This window comes from Pyrobaculum organotrophum (assembly GCF_055384425.1).
On the sequence record NZ_AP042430.1, the window covers coordinates 375,831 to 401,928 of the forward strand.

Sequence of the window (26,098 nt, forward strand, 5' to 3'; positions counted from 1 at the left end):
GCCTAGTTATGAGTTGGGAATTAGCTATAGAACGCGCAGTAAACTACATGGTGCCAAGAGTGTATGCTGTATTGTCTAGGTACAGACACTTAGATGAATTGCGCAAAGAAGTTAGGAGGGTTAGGGAGGAGGTGGTGAGGAATTTAGATCGTTATGTTGAAGAGTTTGGGAAGTCTGTGGAGAGGGTGGGCGGTAGGTTTTATCTAGCGGAGACGGCGGAGGAGGCGCGAGAGACTGTGGTAAAGATAGTGGGGAGGGGGAAGGTTGTGGTGTTGGGCAAGAACAACGTGGCGATAGAGACTAGGCTTAGAAAACGGCTTGAGGAAGAGGGCAACGAAGTCTGGGAGACAGACCTCGGCGAGTTCCTAGTCCAACTCAGCGACGGCGAGCCAAGCCACATAATAGTACCCGCTATTCATCTAACGAGGGAGAAAGTTGCCCAACTTTTAAAAGAGAAATTGGGGGTTGATGTACCACCTGATCCTGTTGCTATAGCTCAGAAAGTTAGGGAGTTTCTTCGTGAGAAATTTACTAAGGCGCATGTAGGGATTACTGGTGCTAACGCTCTTGCTGCTGATACAGGCGCTGTATTTCTAGTTGAAAACGAGGGGAACATTCGGATTACTACTTCTCTTCCGCCTGTCTACATCGTCTACGACGGCGTAGAGAAAATCCTACCTACTATGATACACGCATTTATGGCAATTAATGTACAGGCGGCATACGCCGGTTTGTATCCGCCTACCTTTGTAAATATCACCGCAGGCCCCAGCTCTACCGCTGATATAGAGTTTTACAGAGTTTCTCCTGCCCAAGGCCCTAGGGAGTTTCACGTGGTGCTTGTGGATAATGGCCGTAGGAGGGCTGCCCGCGACCCTGTCCTCTGGGAGGCCCTCCTCTGTATTAGATGTGGGAGGTGTCATTTCCACTGTCCAATATATCGTGTTTTAGATGGGAAATTCGGCGTACCCCCTTACACAGGCCCCATGGGCGTAATGTGGACTGCCATAACACGCGGCATAGAAGAGGCAGGCCCCCACGCCCTAAAATGCGCCCACGCGGGAAATTGTAAAGAAGTATGCCCCATGGAAATAGACATACCCAAGATAATACAAGAAATAAAGATAAGATATATGAAACAGATAGGGGTCTCGTCTCAGTACAAGTGACATGCTACGTAATGTCCACTTTTTACCTCTTTTAACTTAGGCTCTTCTCTATCGCATTTTCCCTTTATTACGTATGGACAACGTGGGTTGAAGCGGCAGCCAGGCGGCGGATTTATAGGGCTGGGCGGCTCTCCTTGCAACAAGATAGTTTTCCTACTCTTGGCGATCTTGGGGTCGGGCACCGGCAGGGCGGAGATTAAAGCTTGTGTATATGGATGGAGCGGCTCCTTTATGACAGAGTCGGCTGGGCCTAGCTCCACGATCTTGCCCATGTACATCACCGCAATTCTATTGCTCATATATCTCACGGCTCCAATGTCGTGACTAATAAAGAGATAGGTAAGCTTGAGACGCTGTTGGAGATCCTTCAACATATTAAGTATCTGGGCTTGTACAGAGACGTCAAGAGCGGAGGTGGGTTCGTCGAGAACTAAAAACTTAGGCTCCAGGATCAAGGCTCTAAGAATAGCTATTCTCTGTCTTTGTCCTCCGCTGAATTCGTGTGGATACCTATGGAGTTGCCCTCTTTCAAGGCCTACAAGCTCTAACATCTTACCTATGTAATCTTCGGGGTCGTCAATAGGTAGTCTGTGGACTTTTATAACTTCGAGAAGAGTTTGATATACTGTTAGACGCGGGTTTAACGACATATAGGGATCTTGGAAGATTATCTGCGCCTTCCTTCTAAACTCTCTAAGTTTTCTACCAGAGATTTTAGTTATGTCCATCCCCTCGAAGTATATTTTCCCAGAGGTGGGCTCAATTAGCCGCAGAATTAACCTCCCCAATGTCGTCTTACCGCTACCAGTCTCCCCTACTAGTCCCAGCGTCTCTCCCTCGTATATTTCTAGGTCTACATCATCTACAGCTTTGACATATCCTCTTGGCCTTAGGAGACCGCCCACTGGGAAATACTTGCTTAACCTCTCGGTTTTTACCAGCGGCCTCATGTGAATAGCCAACAAGCAACCTTATGTCTATTGCCTATAAGTGGCGGCTCCTCCTTTTCACATTTTCCCTTTATTACGTATGGACAACGTGGGTGGAAGCGGCAGCCAGGCGGCGGATTTATGAGGTTCGGTATCGTGCCGGGTATTGGCTCAAGTCTCTCCTGTGGATTTATTGGGTTTATCACCGCTTTTAATAAACCTTTGGTATAGGGATGTTGGGGATTTTCAAAAAGCTCATAGACAGGGGCCTCCTCTACTATCTTCCCGCCATACATTACAACAACTCTATCGGCGAACTCGGCCACAAGTCCCATGTTGTGGGTTATAAAGATTATAGACATGCCAAACTCATCCTTAAGCTGTTTAAATAGGTGCAAGATCTGGGCTTGTACTGTTACATCAACGGCTGTGGTTGGCTCGTCTGCAATAAGTATTTTAGGCATGTTGCTAATGGCCATCGCAATGACAGACCTCTGCTTCATTCCACCAGACAGCTGGTGGGGGTATGACCTGGCTCTGCTCTCGGGATCTGGAATCAACACACGGCGGAGTAATTCCACAGCGTTGCTTAGGTAGCCCTTCACCTTACCGCCTCTATGTGCAGCTATAGTCTCTCCAATTTGATACGCTATTGTGTATAGTGGGTCTAAAGCCGATGATGGGTCTTGGAATACATAAGCTATTTCAGACCCTCTAATCTTTCGTAGCTCTTCCTCGGGCAGTTTTAGAAGATCTACCTCTTTGTCACCTCGCCTATAGATGACAGAACCCGATATAATCTTGCCAGGTGGCTGTATGAGCTTGGTTATTGCGCGTACAGTTACGCTCTTGCCGCTGCCGGTCTCGCCAACTATAGCTAAAACCTCGCCTTTGTATAAATCAAAAGACACTCTCTCGACGGCTTTTACAACGCCGGCGTAAGTGTAGAAGTATACAGTCAAATCTCTAACTTCTAGGATCTTCATACCCTAAACTCTATTCTTCTTCTAAACTTGGGGTCGAATACGTCTCTTAATGCGTCTCCAAGTAAATTCCAGCCCAGCGCGGTTAGAAAAATTGCGATACCTGGGAAAAACACTAGCCACCACGCGGTTGGGAAGCGGCTACCGCCCATGTTTATCAGAGAGCCCCAGTCTACGATGGGGGGTTGTGCGCCTAGGCCCAGAAAGCTCAACCCGGCTGCCAACAGATTTACTGTGGCGAAATCGAAGGTTATTAATACAATTACTGGAGACATAATGTTTGGCAATATATGTCTCGTCATAATACGCCATGAGGAATACCCCAGTGCCTTTGCCGCCTCTACATACGTCTTTTCTTTCTCCACCAATACCATCCCCCGGACAACTCTTGCGTACGTCGGCCACCACACTATAATGAGAGCTGTGAATATGGAGATAAGCGGAGCTAGATGTATGGCATCGTCTGGGCTTACGCCAAAAATAGCCGCCATAGTAGAGGCGAAGAGAGGCTCGGCCAGCAGAAGCTCTCTTATACGTTGTGGTAGAGTAGCCGCTAGAGCTAACGCAAGCACGAGAGCAGGAAAAGCCAGAAAGATATCTGTAATTCTCATAATTGCTTCGTCAGTTTTTCCACCGTAGTATCCCGCTAGTAAACCCAGCAGAATTCCAAGGGGGACCCCTAGCGCTATTGTGACCACAGATATTACTAGTGAAACGCGGGCGCCGTATAGCATAAGACTTAATACATCTCTACCATAGATATCGGTGCCTAACAGCATTCCATGTGTGCCAGGCGGCGCTAGGTACAAGTCCGGGTTTTCTAGGTAGAGAAACTGGTTGTATTTATATGGCGCGACAAAAGGCCCGATGATGCCGATTATGACAAATCCTAGAGAAAGTATGAGTCCGAGAATTCCCGTGGTAGACCTATTTAGCGCATATAGGGTCAGACGCCACTCTTCAACACGTGACCTATTTCTGATGTGCCAGTCCCTTTTTATCAATGATATAAATTTTACAAGAATCCAAATTATAGCATCTGCGGCTTTGTCAAGTATTTTCATAATCTAACTCTTGGATCTATAAGAGCATATAAAACATCTACTACAAAGTTTGTTATGACGTATATAATAGCAAATACAAAAGTGGCGCCTATTATGGCGGGGAAGTCGAGATAGTAGATAGACTGAACTGTATAATAGCCGAGACCAGGCAAGCCGAAGATAGTCTCTGTAATAGGCGCACCGCTTAAAGAAGCGCCAAACTCCAATCCTATAATTGTAACGATTGGCACAAGTGAGTTCTTAAAAACGTGACTTCTAACCCAGCTGAGGGGCAGACCCTTCGCGTGGAGATATTCTACGAAATCCGCCCCCAGGACCTCTACAGTCGAATTTCTCACAAATCTAGCAATTATGCCGGCGCCGGAAAACCCTAGGACAAATCCAGGGAGCCAGTATCTACCAATTATCTGGCCTAGAGATTCGAAATCGCCTGTAATTAAGGCGTCGATAAGAGGCACGCCGGTGATTACAAACTTAGAAGTTGGGACTCCTGCAAGCGTGATAGCTCTAAATTGTGCAAAAAATACCAATATGAGAAGGTACGCCAGTAGAAAAGCCGGCATAGAGACACCAATAAGCGCAAATATTCTCACAGCAGTATCTATCTTGGTATCTCTCTTATACGCTGCGATTAAACCTAAAGGCACCCCTATGACAACTGCGAAAAAAATCGCAAAAAGCGCTAGCTGTAGAGTAACCGAGAATCTAGCGGCGATATCTGTAAAGACATTATTGCCAGTCCTAGGACTAATGAGATTGCCCTCAAAAAGACGTACAAGGAAGTAATAAAATTGCTCATACCAAGGTCGGTCAAAATAGTAGTATTGTCTCACCTTTTCAATAACTTCGGGTTTCGCCTTCTCACCTCCAGCCCAAGCTCTTACAGGATCTGCCGGTATTGCATACGCAATTAGATAAGTTAAAAACATCACCCCAAGCACAGTAGGTATGAAGGTGAGAAAACGTCTCAATAAAAACCTCCTAAATGAAGACATATAAATAAAAAACCTAGGGTTTAAATCCGTATAGCTGTTGCCACAGAGTTGCGTTCCAGTAGTACGGGTTGTACTTAAGCACAATATATGAATCTTGCTGATAGTCAGCCACATAGTAGGGACCTGTCGATATGGGCTTTTCGTGTAGAAGCTTGTGTGTAACATCATCTTCGCCTGAGATTACGTATTTGGCCCAGGCAGCTGGATTCTTGCCATTGTTTGAATCTGCTAAAGCCTGTTGATACTTATCGCCCAATGCATATTGCATTGAGATAATCATAGTAAACGGCGCCGCCAGTATAGGCAAGATAGCCGGATACGGTTGTGTGAGCTTTAGCTTGACCACCCCAGCCGTGGGGCCAGAGTATCCAAACACTTTCATAAGCTCGTCCCAACTCTTGACAGTATAGGACTTACCTGCGTATTCAGTAACTAGCCCTTGGGATAGAATCTGCTTAAACTCATCCTCTGTCAAGACAGAGCTTGCATTGACATCTACGTATGTATAAATCATCCAGCTTGGATCCAGATACAGTCTGGCAATTCTCCAGATCGAAAACAGTACATCGACAGCGTTGATATCATACACCTTGTTATTCCAGGGGTCATACGCCTTTATACCACCCCTTATGACGAAGTACCAAGTCGTGCCCTCTTGGTCGTGGGCCCAAGCCACAGCGCCTGCTGGAACTACATACTCGACGTTTTCACGCCAGAATGTTACAAGAGTAGTGCCAGTCTGCATGAAGATCTCCCAGCCGAAAGACTCATAGCTAGCTGCGGGGTCGAAGCTCTGCGGCCACCCAATTGTGGCAATTACGTAGGTGTCAGGACTGTTCTTATATCCCTTAATCCCGGTGTCAACAGATGGGGCGTCAGAAGTTTCCCATACTAGATCGTATCTCTCAAGCTGTAACGGGGTGTAGTACCTTCCTTTTACCCAATTCCAATTGTGCATAAAGAACTTCTGTTGCCCAAGCCAGATGATAGCTGGGTCGTTGTTGCTTGCTATAGATATGGCCTTGTACAAGACCTCCCTAAGGGTTGGGTCTGTGTGCGTTCTAGCGGCTACAATTATGGCATCTACATCGTAGTTTCTATAGAAGGCTGGGTTAATATCGACAAAACCTGTGCTTTTTTCTACAGGTTTAGTATTTTCAAAATCTACCTCATATTGAATTACATAAATCTTCTTTCCAGAGGGCACATTCGCATTAGCGCCTGTGCCCTTGGGGCCTACCACAACTACGGCATCTCCCACGTCGAAGATTTTAGCTTTAGAGAGGAGACTTGGGATTTGTTCAGCCGCCGCCTCTACTACATTGAGAGTCTTAAACCGCGTCCCGCCGTAGAACAACGGACTTGCGTAGTCGTCAGAATCTATATAATCGGGTAGCCACCCTATGATATAGACGTCGAAATCTCCTTTCTCAGTCTTGCTTAACAACGTCGGCCAATTAAGAGGCTCTGTTGTGACTTTAAATCCGAGTTGTCCCCATGTGTTAGCGAGAAGGGCAGCGGTTTGTGCACGTTCGTCGTTGCCGAGGTTGAAGTTTATAACAATAGTATACTTAGACGGATCAATACCACTTTTTCTAATTAGCTCACGTGCCTTCGTCATATTATAGCTGTATTTTATAATTCCATACTCTGTATACCCCGGCAGGCCCTTAGGAATGACGCTGTAAAGCCTAACATATCTGCCTGCGTATACTCTGTTGAGAATAGTGTCGTAAGGTACTGCCCAAGCCAAAGCTTGTCTAACGAGGGAGTTATTAAATGGCGCTTTATTTGTGTTAAGGACGATATATTCAATAGTTAAGGTCAACAGATTTGGGTCTTCTCTAAGTTCTATGACGTAATTTCCAAGCCTCGTGCCAATAACTTCGTTTAGTCTATCAAGCGGTATTGCAGCTTCGTCGGCAGTTCCTGTTTTATACATCTGTATACGGGCAGTCGCGTCGTTATTGATAATGTATAGTATATTTTTATGAAACACCTTTTGAACCGCCGGGGTTGTTTGTGTAACCGTTGGGGACGTAGTTGTTGTCGTTTGCGTAGGAGACGGTGTCGTAGTGGTAGGGCTTGGTGTAGTCTTGGTCTGAGGAGGTGTTGTGGTGGGAGTTGGCTGAGTTTGTTGCATTAGAAATATAGCGGCTACGGCAATTATCAGAACTGCTATTATGGCCCCAACTATAGCTACTCTTGAGAGACCCCTTACTTTCAACATGTTGTGTCTCTTCTTCCTAGTTTTTAAGTATTTATTCTATTTTACAGATTTTTGTTTTATCAATTTATCCTCTAGAAATGTATAATCTTGATTTGCCTCTTCTAATTCATAACTTATATACAGATTATATGGCTTAGATTTTACAAAACAGCTTCTGGAGAAATAATGACAAGCCCTAGAGAGGTTTAGACATAGACTGACACGTATTATGCCAGGTAAAAAGGCCTATTGAGATAAATACTTAGCGAAATTTTTCGCAGCGTCTTCTGCCATTTTTCTCAACGCGTTTTTTACTACAGTGGGCGCTAGAGACGCCACGAGCCCCCTCGCCGCCCCCTCAAACCGCCATTTAACTAGAGATTTGCCGTCTCCGCTTGGCTCAACATCTACGCTTATTTTAAAATCCGCCGCCGTCTGCATACCCTCTGCCCTCCCCACCACGACTACTCTGTCGTCCCTCACCTCGGCGTATTTAAACCTCGCCGTCATTCTTCCAGAGAGGTGGCCGAACTTTACCGTGACCTCGCCGATATATTCATCGCTGGACTCTCTCACGCCGCCTACGCCAGGTATGAGACGGGCCACAGCCGCCGGATTTTTCAACAATTTTACCACCTCCTCCGGGGGTTTATCCACTATAAACTCGCCGGATTCGGCCACTTGCATATTGCCATGAGACACTTGGTTTATATAGATGATTTCACGCCTCTCTGTGAGTGAGATATTACGTAGACTATTGAGAAGGGGCGCATATAACATTTTTGAAAAACTTCTTGGCATTGAGAGGGAGAAACATGGGCTGCGGTATGTGCCTGCCGACGCAGTGGGCTACGCAGTTGTATGTCCGCGCTACGCGGCGATGTACGCCGCAGAGAGGGAGGTGGCGGTTTTTGCCAGGGCGCTTATCGATAGGGTGAGATACGCCGAGGAGCTCAAAATAGTAGACCCGTCGGTTTTAAAATCGACAATACGTAAAGCTCTAAGGGGAGACAGAAAGGCTGCCGAATCTCTGCTAGAGGTGGGGCGCGGCCTCACGCCGAAGGATATTGAGAGGATCTTCCCGTCTTTAAGACAGGAGTTTGAGAGATATAGAAAAGCCGCCAGGGGGCCCCCGCCGGAGGGATTTGGCGAGGAGACTTACTACTTCTACAATTACGCAGAGCCACTTCCATACGCCGGATTTTCAGACATATGGGGGAGCTACGTAGTATACATTGTCGCAGGTATCGCCAGCGACTACGTCTACATTTTTAAATACGTCAGGGGGCTTGACTACAGCATTGCTAGATCTATGGCGGCCGCAGAGGGGGACGTGGCGGCAAAAATCTGGCAGAGGCCGAGGGTAAAAATCCACATTCAGAAGCCAGAGAAGACGCCAAAAATTACCTACGTCGATCCGCACGACCCCGAGCCGCATTACAAGGCGTTCCAGAGAGGCGAGCCAAGGGCAGGCCCCCTATGTCATAGATGTCCATATAAAGACTTATGTACACTCTAGGCGTGATGAATCGGTTCTATCCAGAGAGGTGAAGAGTGCCGAGTTCGCTGAACGAGAAATAGTTTCTGGTAAAACTTAAAAATCTATACAATTCTTTATACATGTCGGATCCAAACCCGCTTCTGCCTGTAAGCGCGCTGGGCGTGTATTTCCACGGCGTGTTTATATCGCTGACTTTTGGCCTGCCGGTGGCGATCGGCGTAATGCTCTGGAAGTGGTGGAGGACCGGCGACAGAGACTACTACAGGGCAGCCCGTTTGATGACCGTGATTCTTGCTGTAAACTTCGCCCTCGGCGCTATCACGGGCACCCTTGTGGAGTTTGGGCTTGTCCAGATTTGGCCTGGCGTCAACCTAGCGATAGCTACCTTCGCCTTCGCCCCCCTAGCTCTTGAGCTGATAGCCTTCGCCAACGAGATCGCCTTCCTGATCCTGTTTATAGTCACCTTGGGCAAGGTGAGGCCGCCGGTCAGCATGGCCATCCTCGCTCTGTATGCGGCCTTTGCCTACTTCTCCGGCGTCTTGATCACAGCTGTGAACAGCTGGATGCAGGCGCCCTGGGGCACCGGCCCAGTGGCTAAGGCGCTGTATCCCTTCATGCCAGAGTACGGCCCCACCGCCGTGGACGTGCCCAAGCTCGTGGCTGTGAAGCTCGCCGCCGTGGCCACAGGCCAGCCCATCTCGCTTATAGTTGAGAAGCCCGGCGTGGCTAAGGAGGTGGGCATAGTGCTTAAGGACCCGATGGTGGCTATGTACAGCCCATACGCCCTTGCATCAGTTTTCCACAACATCCTGGCGGGGATTTTGGTAGGCATGGCGGTGGCGACGGCCGGCTGGGCCTATAGGTACTTCAAGACTGGGGACGCCAAGTACCTGAAGATTGTGAAGCCGCTTGCCGGGGCCCTCGCCGTGTTGTTCGTGATTCAGGCTCCGATCGTGGCCCACTTCATGGGCGAGATGGTGGTGGAGTACAACCCCACCAAGTTCGCGCTTATGGAGGGCGCCGAGAAGACCTTCACCAACCCCATCATCGGCCTGATCGCCTACGGCGACCCCAACAAGCCGATTGTGGGCTTCGACCAGTTTAAACAGGCGTGCCTCAGCCACGGCAACAAGACGGTGGGCGATCTAGCCAAGGCGCTCGGCCTACCCTCGACGCTACAGTTGGCGGGCAAGTCCATCGACTTATCCGGAGTCGCCTCCGTCAAGCTGACCGACCTGTGTCTCGCCGACGTCCAGAAGGCCGAGGCCTACATGCCGCTTATCCACGCCACGTACTACACAAAGGTGGCCTTCGCCATTATAGGCGGTTTGGCGGCCGCCGTCCTCTTCTTCTACTTCTACAGAGTGCCGGGTCTCTCCGCCATAGCCACAGCCATCGCCAAGTTGTTTGGAGACGAGAGGAGGAGGGTGTTTATACTGGTCCTCCTGCTGGTCCTCGGCACAGTCATCCCGGCTGTGGCTGGGTGGGCGGTTAGAGAGATCGGCCGCAAGCCCTGGACGGTATACGGCCTGCTCTACCCCTCTGAGCTGGTGACGCCGGTGCCCTACGCCACAAGCCCCGGCTTCTTGGCCGTGCTATATCTAATTATCCTCGCTGTGAACCTTGGCGGCTTGTACGCCATGTATCTGGTGGCCACTAGGGAGTACAAGTTCCTAGAGCTTCTGAAGAGGGGCGTCGGACAGAGCCCATGAACGAGGCGGTATTTGTCGGGTTCGTAGGGCTTGGGCTGTCCGTCACGCTACATATAATCTTCACAGCGATGACGCTCGGCACTGGCCTAATCGCGGCTCTGTACAGGTGGATCGCGTACAAGAACAACGACGCGTGGGCCGAGCTGTTCGCCAGAAAGGCCTTCAAGGTGCTCATAGTGTCTGAGCTATTCAGCGGCGTGTGGGGCACCATAATTACGGTCTTCCTCGCCGGCTTCTTCACCGCCGTCACCACTCTGGCCACAAACACGCTGTTTATACCCATCGCCATAGCGATAGCCTTCATAATGGTGAGGATACCCGCCATCGCCATCAGCTGGTACACATGGGGCAAGATATCCCCCAGGGCCCACTCCACCGTCATGTGGATAATGGCCCTATCCGGCTTCGGCATTCCCTTCGGCTTCCGCGCCATATTCGCCGAGATCAACCATCCACAGGCCGTCGGCTACTACCTCCAGACTGGGGCAAACCCCGGCTGGATGGCCTACGCCAATCCGCTCTTCTGGACGCTCTACCTACATACGGTGGCCGCCGTCATATCAACCGGAGGCTTCGTGGTGGCCAGCCTCATGGCACTTGAGAAAGACCCCCGCGGCGTGAAGGTCGGCCTCACATTCGGCTTCGGCCTGCTCACAGCCCAGCTCCTATTCGGGCCACTGTATTGGCATTCTCTCGGCGTCTACTCGCCACTCCTCTACCAAGCGGTCAACTCCACCTTCCTGCCCATATTCGCCGTGAAGCTAGCCGCTGTGGTCGCCCTACTGGCGCTGGGATACACGGCGCTTAGGGCGGCTAAGGCCGGCTCCATCGCGCCACATGTGAAGTTCCTTGGCCCCCTAGCCCTCTTTGTGGTGGCGCTTGGCGAGATACTCAACGACGGCGCCCGCTACCCCAACCTCGTGATCGTGGGCGACAAGGGCCTCCCCGCCGACCTCTTCGCCAACTTCTACATAGACATCCCGATGCTCGCCGTCAACGTGATACTGGCGTTTCTAGTTCTGTCAATAGTGGTGTTCACCACCGCCGCCTTCTACGCCCTATATAGGAAGTTCCTCGCTGAGGTGCCGGAGACTGAATAATTTTAAACTCGTCTATTTTTTCATGGGTCTCAACGCGATCCTATCTATGGGTGTTGAGGAGGTTAATAAGTTTATATACTCTGCCGAGCCTATTATGGCGTTTCTCGGTTATAGACTTGTGGAGCTTTCAGAGGGACGCGCCTGTGCCGAGTTTAATATGTCGCCAAATGTACAAAGGGTAGGCGGGGTGTTACACGGCGGGGTTATCATGGCTGTGTTAGACGAGACCATGGGCTTCGCCGCCTTGACTCTAAACGAGGGGGTTGATCAAGTCACCGTAGAGCTTAAGGTGAACTTCCTAGAGCCAGGCGTGGAGGGGCCGTTTAGAGTATGTGGCACTGTGGTGAGGAGAGGGAGTAGGATTGTGGTTGTAGAAGGCGAGGTGGTAGACAGCAGGGGGCGTCTCATAGCTAAAGCCCTAGGCACTTGGTATTACATGTCGAAGAGAGTAGGCGATAGATAACTTTATATACACTACATTTTCTAAATAGACATGCCGGGGATTATGTAGAAGTCTTAGACACCACATTAAGAGACGGTTCGCAAGGGGCAAACGTCTCCTTTACTCTTCAGGACAAGATAAGGATTGCCCTTAAGCTGGACGAGCTGGGGGTGGACTATATTGAGGGCGGTTGGCCCTACTCTAACCCGAAGGACTACGAGTTTTTCAGAGCGATGAAGGAGTACTCCCTCACGCGGGCGAAGCTGGCGGCCTTCGGGAGCACCAGGCGTAAAAACGTGCGGCCGAAAGACGACGAGAGTCTCAACTCAATAATAAAAGCTGACGTGTCGGTGGCTGTTATCTTCGGCAAGAGTTGGACCCTCCACGTAGAGAAGGTGCTGGAGACCACCTGGGAGGAGAACCTCTCTATGATTGCCGAAAGCGTGGAGTATCTCAGGGAGCACGGCATGGAGGTAGTGTACGACGCCGAGCACTTCTACCAGGGGTACCAGGAGGACCCCGAGGCCGCCCTTGCTTCCATAGAGGCGGCGTGGAGAGCCGGCGCCAGAGTGATAGTCCTCGCCGACACAAACGGCGGCACTCCGCCGCATGAGGTGTACAGAATTACGGCCGAGGTGAGGAGGAGGTTTCCCGCCATGGCGCTGGGGGCCCACATGCACAACGACATCGGCTGCGCCGTGGCCAACACACTCATGGCGGTGGCCGCCGGCGCTAGACACGTCCAGGGGACTATCAACGGCATTGGCGAGCGGACAGGCAACGCCGACCTCACCGCCGTCCTCCCCACCCTGGAGCTCAAGATGGGGTTTAGGGTTCTACGGGACGAGCCGCCCCCCGTGAAGTACAGCCGCCTCAGGGAGGTGTCAAGGCTAGTTTACGAGGCGTTGGGCGTTCAGCCGAACCCATACCAACCGTACGTTGGCGAGTTCGCCTTTGCCCACAAGGGGGGCGTCCACGCAGATGCCGTCATGAAGGTGCCGAGGGCTTACGAACATATAGACCCGGCGCTGGTGGGCAACAGGAGGGTATTCGTGGTGTCTGAGGTGGCTGGGGGCGCAAGCGTAGTGGTGAAGGCGGCTGAGGAGCTGGGCATCCCCCTGGACAAGCGGCACGAGGCGGTGAGGAAGGCGCTAGACGAGATAAAGAGGCTGGAGAGGGAGGGCTACTCTTTCGACCTAGCGCCGGCCTCTGCCCTGCTCATACTCATGAGGCACCTCGGCCTCTACAGGGAGAGGTTCAGGGTCGTGGAGTGGAGGGTGGTGACTGGGCCCAGCGAGGCGGCCTACGCCATAGTCAAGGTGTGGGTCGACGGCGAGGAGAGGCTGGAGGCGGGGGAGGGCGTGGGGCCCGTCCACGCCATAGACGTAGCCCTGAGGAGGGCCCTCACCGTGTCCTTCCCAGAGCTAAGGCCAGTGGCCCTAAGAGACTACCGGGTGGTTCTCCCCGGCTCGGTGAAAAGCACAGAGAGCATCGTCAGAGTCACCGTGGAGTTCGGCAACGGCGACAGGATATGGCGGACGGTGGGGGTCTCCAGCAACATAGTCATGGCGTCTATAAAAGCGCTTGTAGACGGCTACGACTTCGCCCTCCAGACAAAAGAATTAAAAACACGCGCCGTGGAAAACATGTGGAAGAGGTCTTAAAGGCCCTCGAGGAGGCTAGGGAGCTTAGGAGGAGGTATGCAGACTGGCAGTTCATAGAGAGCCAGCCGCCTAAGCTAAGGGCGGCTCTTAAATACTACGTGGAAACCGGCGATATATACGTCGCCTCCCGAATCGCAGGCATGACGGTGGACGAGTTCAACGAGCTGAGGATCAGAGCGAGGATCCCAAGCGTTACTTAATGGAGGCGATAGCGGACGCCTCCTTCCTAATAGACTGGAGTAGGTACGGAGGCAGAGATCTGCTGTTCCGCATCTTCGACGTTGTACACATACCGGAGTCGGTTCTTAGGGAGATAAAACACCCGCCGGCAGTGGATTGGGTGGCGGAGAAACTCGCCGAGGGGGCCCTCGCCCTCTTTACCGAGACGTCGGAAGTAGAGACTAGGGCAAGGGAGGTCATGGCCGCCAGCAGAAGGAGACCGCTTAAGGCGGTGGATTACCCAGAGGCGGTGTGTTTAGCCGCTGGGCTTATGTATGGCTACGTGGTGCTTACAGAAAATGGCGGCGCCTACTTCGCGCCGCAGGTATTAAACCTCAACGTCACAGTATGGCGGGCCTTCGAGGTCTTAGTTGAGGGCTGGAAAAGGGGATTGGTGCGAGACATAGAGGAGGAGCTCAGGCAATACGAGCGGGAGACGCTACATTTATTTAGGAGGAGAGATTGGGAATATGTATGGAGTCTGAAGAAGAGGCTAGGGAGCTTAGGAGGAGGTATGCAGACTGGCAGTTCATAGAGAGCCTACCCCCGAGACTTAGAGCAGCCCTTGTATACTACATCGAGACGGGCGACTTGAGGAGGGCGCAGCAGATAAGCGGGCTTGACCTCGACGACTTTAGAGAGCTCATGAGGAAGGCAAAAGTTCCGCTTGTCCTGTAGATCAGTAGTGAGAGAAATTGGCCACTGGGTAGGCCTAAACAACGCAATACACGCGGCGAGACGCAACATGGGATCACATATCAACAACCTACAAGGCTTCATCACGCGCTAACTCACCACCCCAAGTGGTGCGAAATACCCCCGCGAATCTTCAACGAGCCGATTAACTCCATAGCGCCTGTCCTATCTGTCGCTGGCTGAGTAGCATTTCAAAAAGGTGGGTATACACCGGCAGTACATCGAGTATAAAAAGCTGGGTCTCGGCCATGAGGTTGGGCGTGGTGGTGGCTGCGGCGGCTTTGGCGGTGTACGCCTTAGCCGGCTCGGACAGCAAAGCGCGGTCTGCGCAAGACGCGGCGATCGAGGGGCTGACCATTGGGGGTAACGACTCCTTCTGGTACATGTACGGCAGACTGCCGAGGAAGATGAATATTGAGGTTGACGACGTGGTTGGGCGTATTTTAGAGAGGCCGGTTGGGGCTCCCGGGCCTGCGAGAGGTGAATTTCAGATTGACGAGAGACAGTGGTTTCACAACGACGCGGCGGGTAGGGAGGTTTACGAGAGGTGTCTTGGGGATTTTTGTAGACGCGGCGAGGATATACATAGTGGCGACAGACCCAGCCTGCGGAGAGAAGATAAGAAGAGCTGTGGAGGATCTCGCCAGCCGATACGGCACGGAGCTCGTCATCCTCAAAGACAAATACACACAAACAGCTAAGCCAGTGGGCAGACGCGCTGTTTCATAGGGCGTTTAAGGGGGTTTGGGGATAGGCTGAAGCAGATATGTGGAAAGATAGTTGTCACCGGGGTTGGAGTAGACCAAGCAACTAACCAGATCGTCGTGGGCATAAACCCAGACTGCATAAGCCGGGCCGTCATCAGAGAGCTAGCCAAAGCCCTAGACGAGTTGAGAATCCCAAAAGACGCCGTAATCCTAGAGAAATTCCCCGGAGCCGTGCTGGCTGCACTACCAATTTACAGCGGTACGGGAACCAAAAGCTACAGCGACGAGGTTGGTGTCTCTATGTCTTGCTCTCTCGGGTCTTGGGGTTGACGCCTCTGGGAGACCCGTCGCCCTTACGGCTGACCACTGCGCGGCTTTTAACGCGTGGCGCAACCACCCGGGTTGAGGAAGGCCTATGACCTCCACGCCTTATCGTTGACGCCGGCGAAGGCGTGGACGGGGAGAAGGCCCCCATGCATGAATCAGCGACTGCTGGCGGTGATGGCTTGGGGGCAGACGGCTGAGGGTGGTTGTTCTATAGCATCTCTGCGGCTATTTTTTCTAGCCGTGTTTTTATGTGGAGTAGGGCTTCTGCCAGCACGGCGTTGTTGTTGTATTTGGCGAGGATGTCCTGTATCCGGTTGCGGTCTTTTTTGAGGTTTTCTACCGCTTCTACGAGGCGGGGGAGGGCTCTGGTGACGTTGTCCACTATGGTGATGCTGGCGGCGCGGGCTGTTCTGCTCAGGGGGTTGAGGTCTATGGCGATTACGGTCTTGCCCATCTTCCTAAGCGCCTCTGTCCTATCGCCGTCTTCTAGGGGGACGAGGACCACGTCAGCGGTGTATATACCTCGGCAGCTTACCCTCCTCCTCTCGCTGAAGAGCTCCGGTATTGTGCAGGAGGCGTCTTCCCCCACGCCGAGGATCTCCTCGGCGCCGTATCTCCTCAGTACCTCGGCTATTTTCTCCTCCCGCTCCCGCGTCCGGTAGAAGAGGTTGACCTCTATTAGCGCCGGGACGGCCTTGGCTAGTCGCACCACGTCGCCGGGAGCTAGGGCGGCCACGTTTCCATTTACGCTAATCACCGGATGTCTCGCGGCGAGGAGGGCGGCGGCGGCCGCCTCTATGGCCCTCTGGGCGAAGGGCTGGGTCTCCTCGCCGATTAGGTAGTCGAAGCACTCCCCCCTGCCCTGTGCGATCAGCCCCTGGAGGGCGACGTAGCCCTCCCTGGCCCCCTCCACGATCTTCTCCCTCTCCAGGAGGGATCTATACCGGGGGTGGGTTGGGGGGATCATTCCCTGTAGTGCTCCCTCGCTGGGAAGAGGCCTTTCCTCACCTCCTCCGCGTATTTAGACACGGCCTCTCTTATCGCTGCGGCAACGTCGGCGTATCTCTTGGCGAAGCTGGGAGGCCTCTCCGAGAGGCCTATCACGTCGTGGAGGACGAGGATCTGGCCGTCGCAGTGGGGGCCGGAACCTATGCAGATGGTGGGTATGTCTACGGCCTGTGTCACCTCCCTGGCAAGGGACGCAGGCACGAACTCGAGGACTATGGAGAAGGCGCCTGCGTCTCTTAGGGCTTTGGCGTCCTCTAGCACCTTCCGTCTCTGCTCCTCTGTCTTGCCCACCATCCTGAAGCCCCCTATTGTGAGAACCCTCTGGGGGGTTAGGCCTATGTGGCCCATCACCGGTATGCCTGCCTTGACTAACCTTTCCACTATATGGGCATATTCGGCACCTCCCTCTAACTTTACCGCGTCTGCCCCCGCCCTAATGAGGCGCGCCGCGTTTTTCAGCGCGTCCTCTGGCCCGGTTTCGTAGGACATGAAGGGCATGTCGGCTACGACGAGGGCCCGCGGCTTGGCTCTGGCCACCGCCTCGGTGTGTCTAACCATGTCCTCCATGGTGACGCCGAGGGTGTTGGGGAGGCCTAGGAGGACCATCCCGAGGCTGTCGCCGACTAATATGCCGTCCACCCCCGCCTCGTCTACCGCCTTAGCCGTAGGGTAGTCGTAGGCTGTAATCCAGACGTAAGGCCCGCGGCCTTTGGCAAAGTCTAAGACAGTCTTTCTACGCATAGATTTATTTTCCCCCCTCTATAAATTTGTGTTCGTCGTTGTTGGTCTGGGGGCGGTGGGGAGTCTCCTGGCGTATTTTCTAAACGAGGCGGGGCTTGAGCCATATGCGGTCTCTAGGTCGAGGTGTGATGAATATATCTTCTGCAATGGCGATAGTTGCCACAAGCTTAGAGTCAAGATACTCGATAGGGCGCCCCCCGACGTGAAGTATAGCCTTGTTGCTGTGAAGGGGCCGGACACAACTGGAGCACTTAGGGCGGCTTCAGGCGTGCCTGTACTCTTCCAGAACGGCATCGGGGGGCTTGAGTTGGCTCGGGAGGTGTTTCCAAACGCCATGGCAGCCGTAGTGACCTACGGCGTATACCGGGAGGGCTGTAGGGCCGAGCTGAGGGGCAGGGGGGAGATAATCCTCCCGAAAGAGGCTGCGGAGGTGGGGGAGGCGCTTGCGAGAGGCGGCGCGGCTGTGCGACTTGTAGACGACGTTGAGCCGTACCGCTGGGCGAAGCTTGTTGTCAACGCCGCGATAAACCCAGTCACAGCTATTTTGCAAGCTCCCAATGGGGTACTGTTGGAAAATCCCTGGGCTCGCGCCCTCGCCGAGAAGTTGGCACTAGAGGCAGCGGCTGTGGCGGCGGCCGTGGGGTATCCAGTGGAGGGGGCTGTGGATACCGTTTTTACCGTGGCTAGGGCAACTGCAAGTAACATCTCGTCTATGGCGCAAGACTTGGCCAGGTGTAGGCCTACGGAGGTAGACTTCATAAACGGCGCCGTGATGAAGTACGGGGCGGCGCGGGGGGTGGCGACCCCTCATAACTATGTCGTATACACCTTGGTCAAGGCGCTGGAGGAGAGATGCGGCTTAAGATTCCGCACCACGTGACGGGCTTTTGGCTCCCCCACTACGGTGGGAGCCCGTTGGAGACGGGGTCGGTGGGAGCCGGCCTCCTCTTGGACTATGCAGAGGTGTATCTCTCTGGCGCCGGCGTTAGATACAACGGCGAGCTCCTCGAGGCCGGCCCGGGTGTGGATATTAAATCGCCCTATCCTCTCGGCTATGGCTACGCTGGGTCGGCGGTAGTGAACATCGCAAAACACATTGCCGTCCTTGGTCTCGGCCTTGAGGCGTTTCAAAGAGCGCATATTGCCGAGGTAGAGGCTGGGACTGGGTTGGGCGACGTCCTTGCGATATACACAGGTGGATGTCTTGTAGTCAGAACCTCGCCTGGGGCGCCCGGCGTGGGAAAGGCATATGGATATGACTGCCCCCGCCTATTTGTAGCGACAGTAGATTTACATAGGGCGGAGACAGCTACGATGTTGAAAAGTCTCCGTCTGCAGTTGGAAATAGAGGGGAGGCGGGCTGTGGAGGCGATGATAGATGGGGACTTCCAGACTTTTCTAGAGCTTGCTAGGAGGTTTTCTCGGGCAGTCGGCTTTTTGACACCCCAGCTTGAGGAAGAGCTTAGGAGGCTGGCCGGGGTGTCAGGCTTCTACGTGAAAAAGGGAGTCCTAGTAGTGGTGGCAGAGAGAGATCACGTTACAGACGTGGCGGAGACGTTGAGGAGATACGGCGCTGTACATATAGCGGAGTTAAAGTGGCGGGCCGTATACCTATCCTGGAGCTACTAGACTGGAGTTTGTCAAGTCACATCTCAAGTGAGATGTATTGCCTTCCTGAGTTCTGAGACTCAGGGAACCCGCAACCTCTCCTATTTCGAAACGGCTCGCTCGATCCAGGGACGGTGCCAAGTTGTTATATTCTGACGTCTGTCTTAGGTAGGCCGTCCCTTGCCTTAGTACATCCAAGGCGGAAGTCCTCCGGGGATGTGCCAGGAAAGAGATGGGGAGATATGCACATTTAGCATTTGTCTAAAGAGAAGCTGTGGTATAGTATGAACATAGGCCGCTAAGTTTTTACGCTTAGCGTATAGATTGCTTGGTGATGTGAAGCGGCTGCAGGCGGAGTTGTGGCGAAGATGGGAAGAGCTGATGTCTATTAGTTTTGTGTCATGGCAACACTTGACATGTTGTAAGATTAAGCTTTTATATTGGGAGATATATAGATATGTGAGACTGTTTATCCTAGCGCTTACGATGATTTTTACAGGATTTCTGCTTTTGTTCGTAGCGCCGTTTCTCTCATTAGCGGGGCGTGTAGAAGTGGCTGGCGGCGGTTGTATCGTCTTGTTTTTCATACCGTTTTGCTTCGGCGCTGGCTCGCCACAACTCCTCTCTATTGCTGTTGTCATGTCAGCTGTCCTTGCGGTAATCGCGGCGTTGATTATGTGGCTTACCGCCAGAGAGCTAGCAAGAAGAGGAGGAGAGACAGGAGAGTGAGAACTACGGCGAGAACCATTGTTATAGTGGCAATGCGCTGGCTTGTACCAAAGACGATGGGGACGGGGCCCACGATGAGGACTCCGCCGGCCTCAGCTCTCCTGGCCTCGTCTTTAGCAACTCTCAGTGTTGCCAGTATAAACAGTATAAAGCCGAGGAAGATGAGCAAAAGCCCCAAAACCACAAGCTCGATCACATATACACTATAGCACTGGCTATATAAATCTTAGGGCCGTAATGGAGGAGATACATACGACATAGTCAAGGTTTTAAACGCGTAAAAAATATCGCCTATGATGACTTCGGCAGGAGCGGAGGGTGAAGAGACTTAGCCCTAGCTGATTGAGACTCTCCTCCCCCGCATGACCGGCCTGCCGAAGTCGAACCTCTCCTCCTGCCAGGGGTCTGCGTTGAGGGAGTAGCCCCGCATCTCCCAGTAGCCCGGCACGGGCTCAGTCAAGACCTCCACCGCGGCGAAGTACCTCACGGATTTCCAAGCGTAGCGCGTGGGCACCACGAGGCGAGCCGGGGCGCCGTGTTTCTTAGGGAGGGGCTTTCCGTTGAGCGCCCAGGCGACTATCGTGGCCTCCTCCATCAAGGCGTCGAGGAGGAGCGAGGCGAAGTAGCCGTCTGCCCCCCACGCGGGGGCGTACTGGCCGTAGGGCTTCGTCTCCTCGAGGAGAGACTTCAGCGGCGCCCCTAATAGCCCAGGCAGACGGCGAGAAGCAAGCCGCCATATTGAAGGCCGAGGGCCAGAAGTAGGCAGCGATACTGCAGGCGGAGGGCGAGCGCCAAGCCGCAATATAAGGGCTGAGGGGCAGGCCAAGGCTCTGGACTACATAAACGAGGCCGCTTCCAGGCTAAGTCAAAACGCCCTTCCCTTATACATCGAGGCGTTGAAGACCATCGCCTCCTCTCCATCCACAAAGATAGTCGTCCCCCTGAAGCTACTTGCCGCTGTCCAGAGGATCATAAAGCTTAACTTTTTATTTACTTCTCCTGTTGCATCCGCGCATCGACAAAAACGTCTCTGTTCAGCAACGCCGATGAAGAGCCCCGTCTCGGCTAAATCCCGTGTAGTAGCTTGTCGTAGAGTCTCGAAAGCAAGCCTCCGGCTAGGGCTGCGGCTACGTCGTCGGTGTACATGGGCAGTCTATCTAGGGGCGGGGGCTTTCTTCTGTCGAGCCAGTACATGGCTTGTAGTGCTTTGAAGCCGTTTATGTACTGAGCTAGCGCCGCGCCTATTGCCTCGTCTGCCACTATCTTCTTGCTGTCTTGGGCGTGCTCCTGTGGGCTTAGCCCGCGGTGGGTGCCCGAGGCGGCCTTTGCGTCGAGCTCCCCCGCGGCGTAGATGAAGGCCCAGACGTTTGGGTCCTGCAGGAGGCGGCTCAGCATATCCGCCGCGGTCTCCTCTACGCCTTGGGCGCCGGGGACCGGCGCTTGGCGGTAGGCCTCCAGCACAAGCCTCAGGAGGTCGCCGACGCCTACCCCGAGGTACCTCCGGAGCTCTTGGTCCAGGTCGGGGGGCTCCGCCGCCTTTTTCACCGCCTCTTGAACCAGGGCGTAGACCTCCTCGCCCACCTCGGTCCCCAGGCCCATGTATCTGGCCTTGACGCCACCCGTCGCTATCACGGCGACGGCGTCTGACGCGTCGCCGCCCAGTCTCGCCAAGCCCCTCCTAAGGCCCATGTCCACCGCCGTCACGGCCTTTGCCTCGACGGCCAGCCTGTAGACGTCGGCGAGAGCTCTGAGGTCGGGCTCTGCCTGCACAACCACGAGGACGTTTATGGTGTTTCCGAAGCCCGCCGTTGCCACTACCGCGGCGTATCTCCCCCGGGCGGCCCAGTGGTGTTTCGCCACGTCTACCGCGGTGTAAAAGTTGAGGTAGCCGGGGACAGCGGCCTCCTCCATCTCTCTACAAGTCATGTGCTTTGCCACACGCCTGAAGACCGCCCCTTTGACTTTCCTCACCCCTCCGTCCACTGTGCTAGACAACGCTACGCCAGGCGCCTCGACCCAAAGCGCTCCATCTACTAGCTTGGTCTCTATATGCATGGCTTCTAGAAGACTCTAATATTTATATGTTGGAATTCATTCAAGTTTATAAACATTTAGAAGTGGGCGGGTATGGGCGATGTCCTTGTGATTGTCATAGGGACGACAGATGTATCGTTGATCCCCGGCATCTCTATAGCCGGCCCATCTCCCGAGGCCACCCACTACACGCCTGCTCTTGATGTAGAGTATCTACTCACGGGCCGCCCCAAGACGCTGGACGCGGTGCCGGTCACTCCAGACGGCATACCGACCCCGGCCGTGGTGACGAGAGCGCTGACGAGGGATTTGCCCAAGCTCGTCGTCGACGCCGGTAGCAGAATTCCGCCAAGAGTGCCCCGTGTAGTCTTGGGCGGAGTCCCGGGGGGCGACATCAGGCAGGGCGCCATGCCTAGAGAAGCCGCCGAGGAGATAGCGGCCGGTGGACGGCTACTGGGTAGGCAGCTGGCCCCGCTGGGGAGGGTGGTAATTGGCGAATCTATACCTGGCGGAACGACCACAGCCATGGCAATCCTCCTAGCCCTGGGCTACAATGCGTGGGGGAGGACAAGCAGCTCATCGCCAGATAATCCCAAGGAGCTTAAAATTAAAGTAGTTAGAGATGCGCTGGCGCGTATTAGTCCTCCACTTGACGCTATTACAGCGGCGGCCGAGGTGGGAGACCCTGTCCACTTGGCTGTGGCCTCTATCGCGCTGGGGGTAGTGGAAGGCGGCGGAGAGGTTATCCTCGCCGGCGGTACACAGATGGCGGCAGCGGCGGCGTTGTACAAAGCGCTTGGCGGCGACATGGAGCGGCTTGCGGTAGCTACAACCCGCTGGATTGTGGAGGACAAGTCAGCTGACTTCCTAGGGTTAATGAGGGAGGTGGGAGTGAGGAGGATATATATCTCAAAGACGTCTTTCGCTACTTCTAGATGCAGAGGGCTTAGGGCCTATGAGAGAGGCTATGTCAAAGAGGGCGTGGCCATGGGCTACGCCCTGTGGCATGCCGAAACAAAAGGCGTGGACCCCCTGTCCCATGTTGAAGCCGAGCTAGAGAGGTTAGGCTCATGTTTCGCCTAGATGTCCATGGCGGCTCTACCTGGGCCGAGGAGGTCCGCTATGACTTTTCGGACAACTCCAACCCCATAGGACCGCCCCCCGGGCTTGAGGAGGCCCTTGTCCAAGCGGCAGCGCGGGGGGTCCACAGGAGGTTCCCTGCACACCTCGCCGAGGAGGTGCTCCGAGAGTACGAGGGGGTTGAGGTGACTCTCTTCAATGGGGCGACGGAGGCCCTGCTCTATGCCCTACTCGACCTAAGACCCCGTAGGCTGTTGGTGGCGTGGCCCAGCTACGGCGACTACGAGCGAATTGCCCGCCTCCTGGGCGTCCCGGCCGTGAGGGTGCCCCCTCCCCTCCTGGAGAGGGAGGCGCGGCCTGGTGATGTCGCTATCCTCTGCAACCCCAACAACCCAACTGGCTTCTACATGCCAAGAGACGCCGTCCTCGACCTCGCCGGGAGGCTGAGGAGGAGGGGGGCGTTTCTCCTCGTAGACGAGTCCTTCATGGAATTCGCAGGAGGCAAGTCGGCGGCTCCGGATCTGCCCGTGGTGAAGTCCTACGGCAAGTTTCTAGCCACCCCTGGCTTGAGAATCGGCGCTCTCTTGTATAAACACAGAGACCCCCCGCCCTGGAGGATAAACAGCATAGCTGACTACGCAATATACCACACAGGCGCCGAGCTTCTACGCGCCCACAGAGAAAAGACGGTAGCCTACGTGAGGGAGGAGGGGGCTAGAGTTCAAGCGGCCATCTCTAGGTGTGTAAAGACTCTCCCCACCTCGGTTCACTTCCAAGTGGTGTTTGGGCCGCCTCCCCCCGGCGTGAAGGTGAGACCTCTCTGGGACAAGGGGATAGCGGGATTTAGGTATTCGCTGAGGAGGCCTCCTGAGAACGACGTGTTGATAGAGGCGGTATGCGGTGTCTCAAGGCGGTAGTGGCCTTCTTTACCGCCCTCCCAGTCGGCGGGGCCGAGCTGGACTTCTCCTGTATTTGGGCCACCCCCTATCTGGCGGGGCTAATGGTGGGGGGCGCCGGGGGAGCCGTCTACTTCCTCACCCACAGCCCCGCGGCCGCCTACGCCGCCCTCCTCTTGGCCACCGGTCTCCACCACCTGGACGGCCTTGCTGACGTGGGAGATGCGCTGATGGTGAGGGATAGAGAGAGGGCGCGGCAGGTGTTGGAGGACCCCAGGAGGGGGGTAGGCGGGATATTCGCCGTGGTAGCCCTCTTTGCGCTTGCGGCCAGCGCGAGACCAGAGAGCTGGCTTGACTACATAGTAACTGACCTCTATTCAAAAGCGTTGGCCCTCGTCGTAGCTGCCTACTCAAAGCCGTTTAAGGAGGGGCTCGGTTCTCTTTTCATCGTCTCTGCAAAACGCCAATGGCCAGCCGCCCTACCGGCTCTCGCTGTTGCTGCTTGGCTCCACCCAGCGGCCTTTCTTGCCGCAACAGTACTTTCGCTATTCTTCTATGTAGCCGCTTACAAACATTTGGGTGGTGCAAACGGCGACCTTCTAGGCGCTCTGCTGGAGGTCACAAGGGCGCTCTATCTGGCAACAGTTGACCTTAGCACATCCCTTATAAATGGGCTCTTCTAATGCTATGGAGGTGGCCGTGGTCATGTCTAGGGTTGGCAAGACACATCGTAGTGGCTTTTGGTTGTCCAGGCTAGGTTAGACTGGCGTTCTCAAGCCGTGACGACCGTGGTTACACTATGTGTAGCTAGTAGAAACGGCGTGAGGAGTTTTGCTCCAGCCGCCTAGGATATGAACCTATTGTCATAGTAAGTATGGAACTGGATAATATATACCGTTATCGGAATATGGCATTTGCCGCAACGACGTAACATGTTTTTAACAGTCTCTTCTCTCGGAGTGTGGATCCCATAGCGTTGGCCCTCGCCCTCGCTCTTGAGACTTTAGACGTGCCCGCGAAGTGGCGCGGTTACCTAGTCACGAGGCTTATCCACCCGGTACTCCACCCGGTGGCTATTATATATAAGGCTGCCTCCCCCCTTGCGAGACCAGGTGGGTACACGCGCGGCCTCGCTGTACTTGCTGTAGGTCTCGCCGTGGGGCTGGCGCCTGCTCTTTTAGCGGTCTGGGCTAAGCCACATTTAGGTATTCTCGGCTCGTTACTAGAGGGCTATCTCCTCAAGCTTGCCTTTGGCGTCGCCCACATCATATATCCCTGTAGCCGTAGTAATAATCTGCGATGGGTAGCGCAACAATTTGTGAGGAGGGATCTCTCAACGGCTTCTGATGGACATGTGAGATCTGCATGTTTAGAGGCAGCTGCTGAGTCTCTCGTCGACTCTTACATCTCTCCGTTGATGTGGTACACTTTCCTCGGCCTGCCCGGGGCGTGGCTTCAGAGAGCCGTCAATACGTTAGATGGGTTAGTGGGATTTCCTTACTTCGGCAGAGCGGGGGCTCCCGCCGCCTATCTAGATACAGCTCTTAACTATATCCCGGCGAGATTAGCCGCCTTATGCATAATTGCAGTAGCCGGTTGGTGGAGTCCCGAGGTCCTCTCCCACAGAAGAAGAGTTGTCAGTAGAAACGCCGGGTGGCCTATTGCAGCGCTTGCCTCAGCGCTTGGAGTTGTCTTAGAAAAGTCGGGGAGCTACGCAGTGGGAGTTGGCGGCCTCCCCACGCTTTTTGACGTGGCACGCGGCCTCTCGATTATTTCCAAGGCGGCAGCAGTTTTTATCCTCCTCACCAGTCCAGCCCTTTTACCCCCACTCTCTTAGAGTAGTAGTGTCTAACCGCCTCAACTCTGGAGATCAAGTCGGCCACTTGATATAGCTCTGGGTATTCAAAATCGCCAGTGAGTATGAAGTGGGGTCTCTCCCGGCTCAAGCTAAGGAGGGCCTTGGGGTCTATGAAGCCCTGTCTCACGGCGTAATTTACCTCGTCAAGGATAACTAAGTCGTAGTCATTTGCCCTTGCCAGCGCCTCCTTGAGCACTTCCTCAGGTCTTCTGAGGTCCCACAGGGTGAGCACGTCTATTCCCAGCCTCCTTAGCGCTTTGTACTCGCCAACCTCCTCTCCCATGTAAAATGGCGTCTTCATCACGAAGGCCGCCAGCACCCTCATGCCGTGGCCCCAAGCTCTTAAGGCTGTTCCGAGGGCGGCTGTGGTTTTGCCTTTCCCACCGCCGACGTATGCTAAGATCACAGTTCCTGGGGCATTATTTAT

At 54.0% G+C, this 26,098-nt stretch carries 29 protein-coding genes and 1 pseudogene; 18 read left to right on the forward strand and 12 right to left on the reverse strand.

Annotation, left to right across the window (positions count from 1 at the left end):
- Window positions 1-8 precede the first annotated feature (8 nt).
- Complete coding sequence (locus ACZ49R_RS02310; protein WP_464733568.1) at window positions 9-1,169, forward strand: LUD domain-containing protein; 1,161 nt, start codon at window positions 9-11, stop codon at window positions 1,167-1,169.
- Here the strand turns inward: ACZ49R_RS02310 and ACZ49R_RS02315 are convergent.
- The 6 genes from ACZ49R_RS02315 to ACZ49R_RS02340 all read right to left on the reverse strand — a co-directional run bounded on the left by ACZ49R_RS02315 (window position 1,157) and on the right by ACZ49R_RS02340 (window position 8,036).
- A complete protein-coding gene (locus ACZ49R_RS02315) occupies window positions 1,157-2,119 on the reverse strand; it encodes an ABC transporter ATP-binding protein (protein ID WP_464733569.1) in 963 nt (320 codons plus the stop codon). The genes ACZ49R_RS02310 and ACZ49R_RS02315 overlap by 13 nt on opposite strands.
- The gene (locus tag ACZ49R_RS02320) at window positions 2,116-3,084 is read right to left on the reverse strand and encodes an ABC transporter ATP-binding protein (RefSeq protein ID WP_464733570.1); all 969 of its coding nucleotides are present in this window, start codon (window positions 3,082-3,084) and stop codon (window positions 2,116-2,118) included. Before ACZ49R_RS02320 ends, ACZ49R_RS02315 begins: the two co-directional genes overlap by 4 nt.
- Complete coding sequence (locus ACZ49R_RS02325) at window positions 3,081-4,145, reverse strand: ABC transporter permease (RefSeq protein ID WP_464733571.1); 1,065 nt, start codon at window positions 4,143-4,145, stop codon at window positions 3,081-3,083. The genes ACZ49R_RS02320 and ACZ49R_RS02325 overlap by 4 nt, the downstream gene beginning before the upstream one ends.
- The gene (locus ACZ49R_RS02330; protein ID WP_464733572.1) at window positions 4,142-5,140 is read right to left on the reverse strand and encodes an ABC transporter permease; all 999 of its coding nucleotides are present in this window, start codon (window positions 5,138-5,140) and stop codon (window positions 4,142-4,144) included. Before ACZ49R_RS02330 ends, ACZ49R_RS02325 begins: the two co-directional genes overlap by 4 nt.
- A gap of 13 nt (window positions 5,141-5,153) precedes the next feature.
- A complete protein-coding gene (locus ACZ49R_RS02335; protein ID WP_464733573.1) occupies window positions 5,154-7,370 on the reverse strand; it encodes an ABC transporter substrate-binding protein in 2,217 nt (738 codons plus the stop codon).
- A 225-nt stretch (window positions 7,371-7,595) separates the two neighbouring features.
- Entirely contained in the window at window positions 7,596-8,036 is a 441-nt protein-coding gene (locus ACZ49R_RS02340) for an SRPBCC domain-containing protein (RefSeq protein WP_011763087.1), read from the reverse strand.
- 46 nt (window positions 8,037-8,082) lie between these two features.
- Here ACZ49R_RS02340 and ACZ49R_RS02345 point away from each other — a divergent pair, with 46 nt between their 5' ends.
- The 10 genes from ACZ49R_RS02345 to ACZ49R_RS02390 all read left to right on the forward strand — a co-directional run bounded on the left by ACZ49R_RS02345 (window position 8,083) and on the right by ACZ49R_RS02390 (window position 15,720).
- Window positions 8,083-8,868 carry a hypothetical protein gene (locus tag ACZ49R_RS02345; RefSeq protein WP_464733574.1) on the forward strand — a complete coding sequence of 262 codons (786 nt, stop codon included), beginning with the start codon at window positions 8,083-8,085 and terminating at the stop codon, window positions 8,866-8,868.
- Between the two features lie 101 nt (window positions 8,869-8,969).
- The gene (locus ACZ49R_RS02350) at window positions 8,970-10,562 is read left to right on the forward strand and encodes a cytochrome ubiquinol oxidase subunit I (protein WP_464733575.1); all 1,593 of its coding nucleotides are present in this window, start codon (window positions 8,970-8,972) and stop codon (window positions 10,560-10,562) included.
- On the forward strand, window positions 10,559-11,662 hold the full coding sequence (locus ACZ49R_RS02355) for a cytochrome ubiquinol oxidase subunit I (RefSeq protein ID WP_464733576.1): 1,104 nt from the start codon (window positions 10,559-10,561) through the stop codon (window positions 11,660-11,662). The genes ACZ49R_RS02350 and ACZ49R_RS02355 overlap by 4 nt, the downstream gene beginning before the upstream one ends.
- Window positions 11,663-11,684: 22 nt before the next feature.
- On the forward strand, window positions 11,685-12,125 hold the full coding sequence (locus tag ACZ49R_RS02360; RefSeq protein ID WP_053240402.1) for a PaaI family thioesterase: 441 nt from the start codon (window positions 11,685-11,687) through the stop codon (window positions 12,123-12,125).
- A complete protein-coding gene (gene cimA, locus ACZ49R_RS02365; protein ID WP_464734082.1) occupies window positions 12,122-13,768 on the forward strand; it encodes a citramalate synthase in 1,647 nt (548 codons plus the stop codon). Before ACZ49R_RS02360 ends, cimA begins: the two co-directional genes overlap by 4 nt.
- Window positions 13,753-13,968, forward strand: coding sequence for a hypothetical protein (locus ACZ49R_RS02370; RefSeq protein ID WP_464733577.1), 216 nt, complete (start codon window positions 13,753-13,755; stop codon window positions 13,966-13,968). The genes cimA and ACZ49R_RS02370 overlap by 16 nt, the downstream gene beginning before the upstream one ends.
- Complete coding sequence (locus tag ACZ49R_RS02375; protein WP_464733578.1) at window positions 13,968-14,522, forward strand: PIN domain-containing protein; 555 nt, start codon at window positions 13,968-13,970, stop codon at window positions 14,520-14,522. The genes ACZ49R_RS02370 and ACZ49R_RS02375 overlap by 1 nt, the downstream gene beginning before the upstream one ends.
- On the forward strand, window positions 14,462-14,665 hold the full coding sequence (locus tag ACZ49R_RS02380; protein WP_464733579.1) for a hypothetical protein: 204 nt from the start codon (window positions 14,462-14,464) through the stop codon (window positions 14,663-14,665). The genes ACZ49R_RS02375 and ACZ49R_RS02380 overlap by 61 nt, the downstream gene beginning before the upstream one ends.
- A 266-nt stretch (window positions 14,666-14,931) precedes the next feature.
- Window positions 14,932-15,384, forward strand: a complete 453-nt coding sequence (locus tag ACZ49R_RS02385; RefSeq protein WP_464733580.1) for a hypothetical protein — start codon at window positions 14,932-14,934, stop codon at window positions 15,382-15,384.
- A gap of 123 nt (window positions 15,385-15,507) precedes the next feature.
- Window positions 15,508-15,720 (forward strand): hypothetical protein, encoded by a 213-nt coding sequence (locus tag ACZ49R_RS02390; protein ID WP_464733581.1) that lies wholly within the window; start codon window positions 15,508-15,510, stop codon window positions 15,718-15,720.
- A 205-nt stretch (window positions 15,721-15,925) separates the two neighbouring features.
- Here ACZ49R_RS02390 and ACZ49R_RS02395 read toward each other — a convergent pair whose 3' ends face one another.
- Both ACZ49R_RS02395 and panB read right to left on the reverse strand, forming a co-directional pair.
- A complete protein-coding gene (locus tag ACZ49R_RS02395) occupies window positions 15,926-16,684 on the reverse strand; it encodes a 4-phosphopantoate--beta-alanine ligase (RefSeq protein ID WP_464733582.1) in 759 nt (252 codons plus the stop codon).
- Window positions 16,681-17,466, reverse strand: a complete 786-nt coding sequence (gene panB, locus ACZ49R_RS02400) for a 3-methyl-2-oxobutanoate hydroxymethyltransferase (RefSeq protein ID WP_011763099.1) — start codon at window positions 17,464-17,466, stop codon at window positions 16,681-16,683. The genes ACZ49R_RS02395 and panB overlap by 4 nt, the downstream gene beginning before the upstream one ends.
- Before the next feature lie 28 nt (window positions 17,467-17,494).
- Between panB and ACZ49R_RS02405 the strand changes: the two genes are divergently transcribed.
- The 3 genes from ACZ49R_RS02405 (at window position 17,495) to ACZ49R_RS02415 (ending at window position 19,803) form a co-directional block, all read left to right on the forward strand.
- Window positions 17,495-18,346: a ketopantoate reductase family protein gene (locus ACZ49R_RS02405; RefSeq protein ID WP_464733583.1), complete on the forward strand. Its 852-nt coding sequence runs from the start codon at window positions 17,495-17,497 to the stop codon at window positions 18,344-18,346.
- Window positions 18,319-19,095 carry a GHMP kinase gene (locus ACZ49R_RS02410; RefSeq protein ID WP_464733584.1) on the forward strand — a complete coding sequence of 259 codons (777 nt, stop codon included), beginning with the start codon at window positions 18,319-18,321 and terminating at the stop codon, window positions 19,093-19,095. The genes ACZ49R_RS02405 and ACZ49R_RS02410 overlap by 28 nt, the downstream gene beginning before the upstream one ends.
- Before the next feature lie 438 nt (window positions 19,096-19,533).
- Window positions 19,534-19,803: a hypothetical protein gene (locus tag ACZ49R_RS02415; RefSeq protein ID WP_464733585.1), complete on the forward strand. Its 270-nt coding sequence runs from the start codon at window positions 19,534-19,536 to the stop codon at window positions 19,801-19,803.
- On the opposite strand, the gene ACZ49R_RS02420 is transcribed toward ACZ49R_RS02415, so the two are convergent.
- The 3 genes and pseudogenes from ACZ49R_RS02420 to cbiS all read right to left on the reverse strand — a co-directional run bounded on the left by ACZ49R_RS02420 (window position 19,757) and on the right by cbiS (window position 21,858).
- Entirely contained in the window at window positions 19,757-19,999 is a 243-nt protein-coding gene (locus tag ACZ49R_RS02420) for a TIGR00304 family membrane protein (RefSeq protein ID WP_464733586.1), read from the reverse strand. The two genes, ACZ49R_RS02415 and ACZ49R_RS02420, sit on opposite strands and share 47 nt — an antisense overlap.
- A 138-nt stretch (window positions 20,000-20,137) precedes the next feature.
- Window positions 20,138-20,503 (reverse strand): annotated as a pseudogene (locus ACZ49R_RS02425) (molybdopterin-dependent oxidoreductase); the annotation flags it as partial.
- Window positions 20,504-20,868: 365 nt separating this feature from the next.
- Complete coding sequence (gene cbiS / locus ACZ49R_RS02430; RefSeq protein WP_464733587.1) at window positions 20,869-21,858, reverse strand: bifunctional adenosylcobinamide hydrolase/alpha-ribazole phosphatase CbiS; 990 nt, start codon at window positions 21,856-21,858, stop codon at window positions 20,869-20,871.
- Between the two features lie 72 nt (window positions 21,859-21,930).
- Between cbiS and cobT the strand changes: the two genes are divergently transcribed.
- From cobT to ACZ49R_RS02450, 4 genes are all read left to right on the forward strand, one after another.
- Window positions 21,931-22,920, forward strand: a complete 990-nt coding sequence (gene cobT, locus ACZ49R_RS02435; RefSeq protein WP_464733588.1) for a nicotinate mononucleotide-dependent phosphoribosyltransferase CobT — start codon at window positions 21,931-21,933, stop codon at window positions 22,918-22,920.
- Complete coding sequence (locus tag ACZ49R_RS02440; protein ID WP_464733589.1) at window positions 22,908-23,834, forward strand: aminotransferase class I/II-fold pyridoxal phosphate-dependent enzyme; 927 nt, start codon at window positions 22,908-22,910, stop codon at window positions 23,832-23,834. Before cobT ends, ACZ49R_RS02440 begins: the two co-directional genes overlap by 13 nt.
- On the forward strand, window positions 23,813-24,496 hold the full coding sequence (locus tag ACZ49R_RS02445; RefSeq protein ID WP_464733590.1) for an adenosylcobinamide-GDP ribazoletransferase: 684 nt from the start codon (window positions 23,813-23,815) through the stop codon (window positions 24,494-24,496). The genes ACZ49R_RS02440 and ACZ49R_RS02445 overlap by 22 nt, the downstream gene beginning before the upstream one ends.
- 278 nt (window positions 24,497-24,774) lie before the next feature.
- Entirely contained in the window at window positions 24,775-25,650 is an 876-nt protein-coding gene (locus ACZ49R_RS02450; protein WP_464733591.1) for a CobD/CbiB family cobalamin biosynthesis protein, read from the forward strand.
- Here ACZ49R_RS02450 and ACZ49R_RS02455 read toward each other — a convergent pair.
- Window positions 25,616-26,077 carry a cob(I)yrinic acid a,c-diamide adenosyltransferase gene (locus tag ACZ49R_RS02455; protein WP_011763109.1) on the reverse strand — a complete coding sequence of 154 codons (462 nt, stop codon included), beginning with the start codon at window positions 26,075-26,077 and terminating at the stop codon, window positions 25,616-25,618. The two genes, ACZ49R_RS02450 and ACZ49R_RS02455, sit on opposite strands and share 35 nt — an antisense overlap.
- Window positions 26,078-26,098: the final 21 nt, after the last annotated feature.

Coding starts and splice junctions, on each gene's coding strand:
- ACZ49R_RS02360 (WP_053240402.1), top strand. CDS start 11,685: ATGGGTCTCAACGCGATCCTATCTATGGGTGTTGAGGAGGTTAATAAG.
- ACZ49R_RS02440 (WP_464733589.1), top strand. CDS start 22,908: ATGTTTCGCCTAGATGTCCATGGCGGCTCTACCTGGGCCGAGGAGGTC.
- ACZ49R_RS02335 (WP_464733573.1), bottom strand. CDS start 7,370: ATGTTGAAAGTAAGGGGTCTCTCAAGAGTAGCTATAGTTGGGGCCATA.
- ACZ49R_RS02350 (WP_464733575.1), top strand. CDS start 8,970: ATGTCGGATCCAAACCCGCTTCTGCCTGTAAGCGCGCTGGGCGTGTAT.
- ACZ49R_RS02330 (WP_464733572.1), bottom strand. CDS start 5,140: ATGTCTTCATTTAGGAGGTTTTTATTGAGACGTTTTCTCACCTTCATA.
- ACZ49R_RS02380 (WP_464733579.1), top strand. CDS start 14,462: ATGGAGTCTGAAGAAGAGGCTAGGGAGCTTAGGAGGAGGTATGCAGAC.
- cbiS (WP_464733587.1), bottom strand. CDS start 21,858: ATGCATATAGAGACCAAGCTAGTAGATGGAGCGCTTTGGGTCGAGGCG.
- ACZ49R_RS02310 (WP_464733568.1), top strand. CDS start 9: ATGAGTTGGGAATTAGCTATAGAACGCGCAGTAAACTACATGGTGCCA.
- ACZ49R_RS02385 (WP_464733580.1), top strand. CDS start 14,932: ATGAGGTTGGGCGTGGTGGTGGCTGCGGCGGCTTTGGCGGTGTACGCC.
- ACZ49R_RS02340 (WP_011763087.1), bottom strand. CDS start 8,036: ATGCAAGTGGCCGAATCCGGCGAGTTTATAGTGGATAAACCCCCGGAG.
- ACZ49R_RS02315 (WP_464733569.1), bottom strand. CDS start 2,119: ATGAGGCCGCTGGTAAAAACCGAGAGGTTAAGCAAGTATTTCCCAGTG.
- ACZ49R_RS02355 (WP_464733576.1), top strand. CDS start 10,559: ATGAACGAGGCGGTATTTGTCGGGTTCGTAGGGCTTGGGCTGTCCGTC.
- ACZ49R_RS02375 (WP_464733578.1), top strand. CDS start 13,968: ATGGAGGCGATAGCGGACGCCTCCTTCCTAATAGACTGGAGTAGGTAC.
- cobT (WP_464733588.1), top strand. CDS start 21,931: ATGGGCGATGTCCTTGTGATTGTCATAGGGACGACAGATGTATCGTTG.
- ACZ49R_RS02410 (WP_464733584.1), top strand. CDS start 18,319: ATGCGGCTTAAGATTCCGCACCACGTGACGGGCTTTTGGCTCCCCCAC.
- panB (WP_011763099.1), bottom strand. CDS start 17,466: ATGCGTAGAAAGACTGTCTTAGACTTTGCCAAAGGCCGCGGGCCTTAC.
- ACZ49R_RS02395 (WP_464733582.1), bottom strand. CDS start 16,684: ATGATCCCCCCAACCCACCCCCGGTATAGATCCCTCCTGGAGAGGGAG.
- ACZ49R_RS02325 (WP_464733571.1), bottom strand. CDS start 4,145: ATGAAAATACTTGACAAAGCCGCAGATGCTATAATTTGGATTCTTGTA.
- ACZ49R_RS02320 (WP_464733570.1), bottom strand. CDS start 3,084: ATGAAGATCCTAGAAGTTAGAGATTTGACTGTATACTTCTACACTTAC.
- ACZ49R_RS02445 (WP_464733590.1), top strand. CDS start 23,813: ATGCGGTGTCTCAAGGCGGTAGTGGCCTTCTTTACCGCCCTCCCAGTC.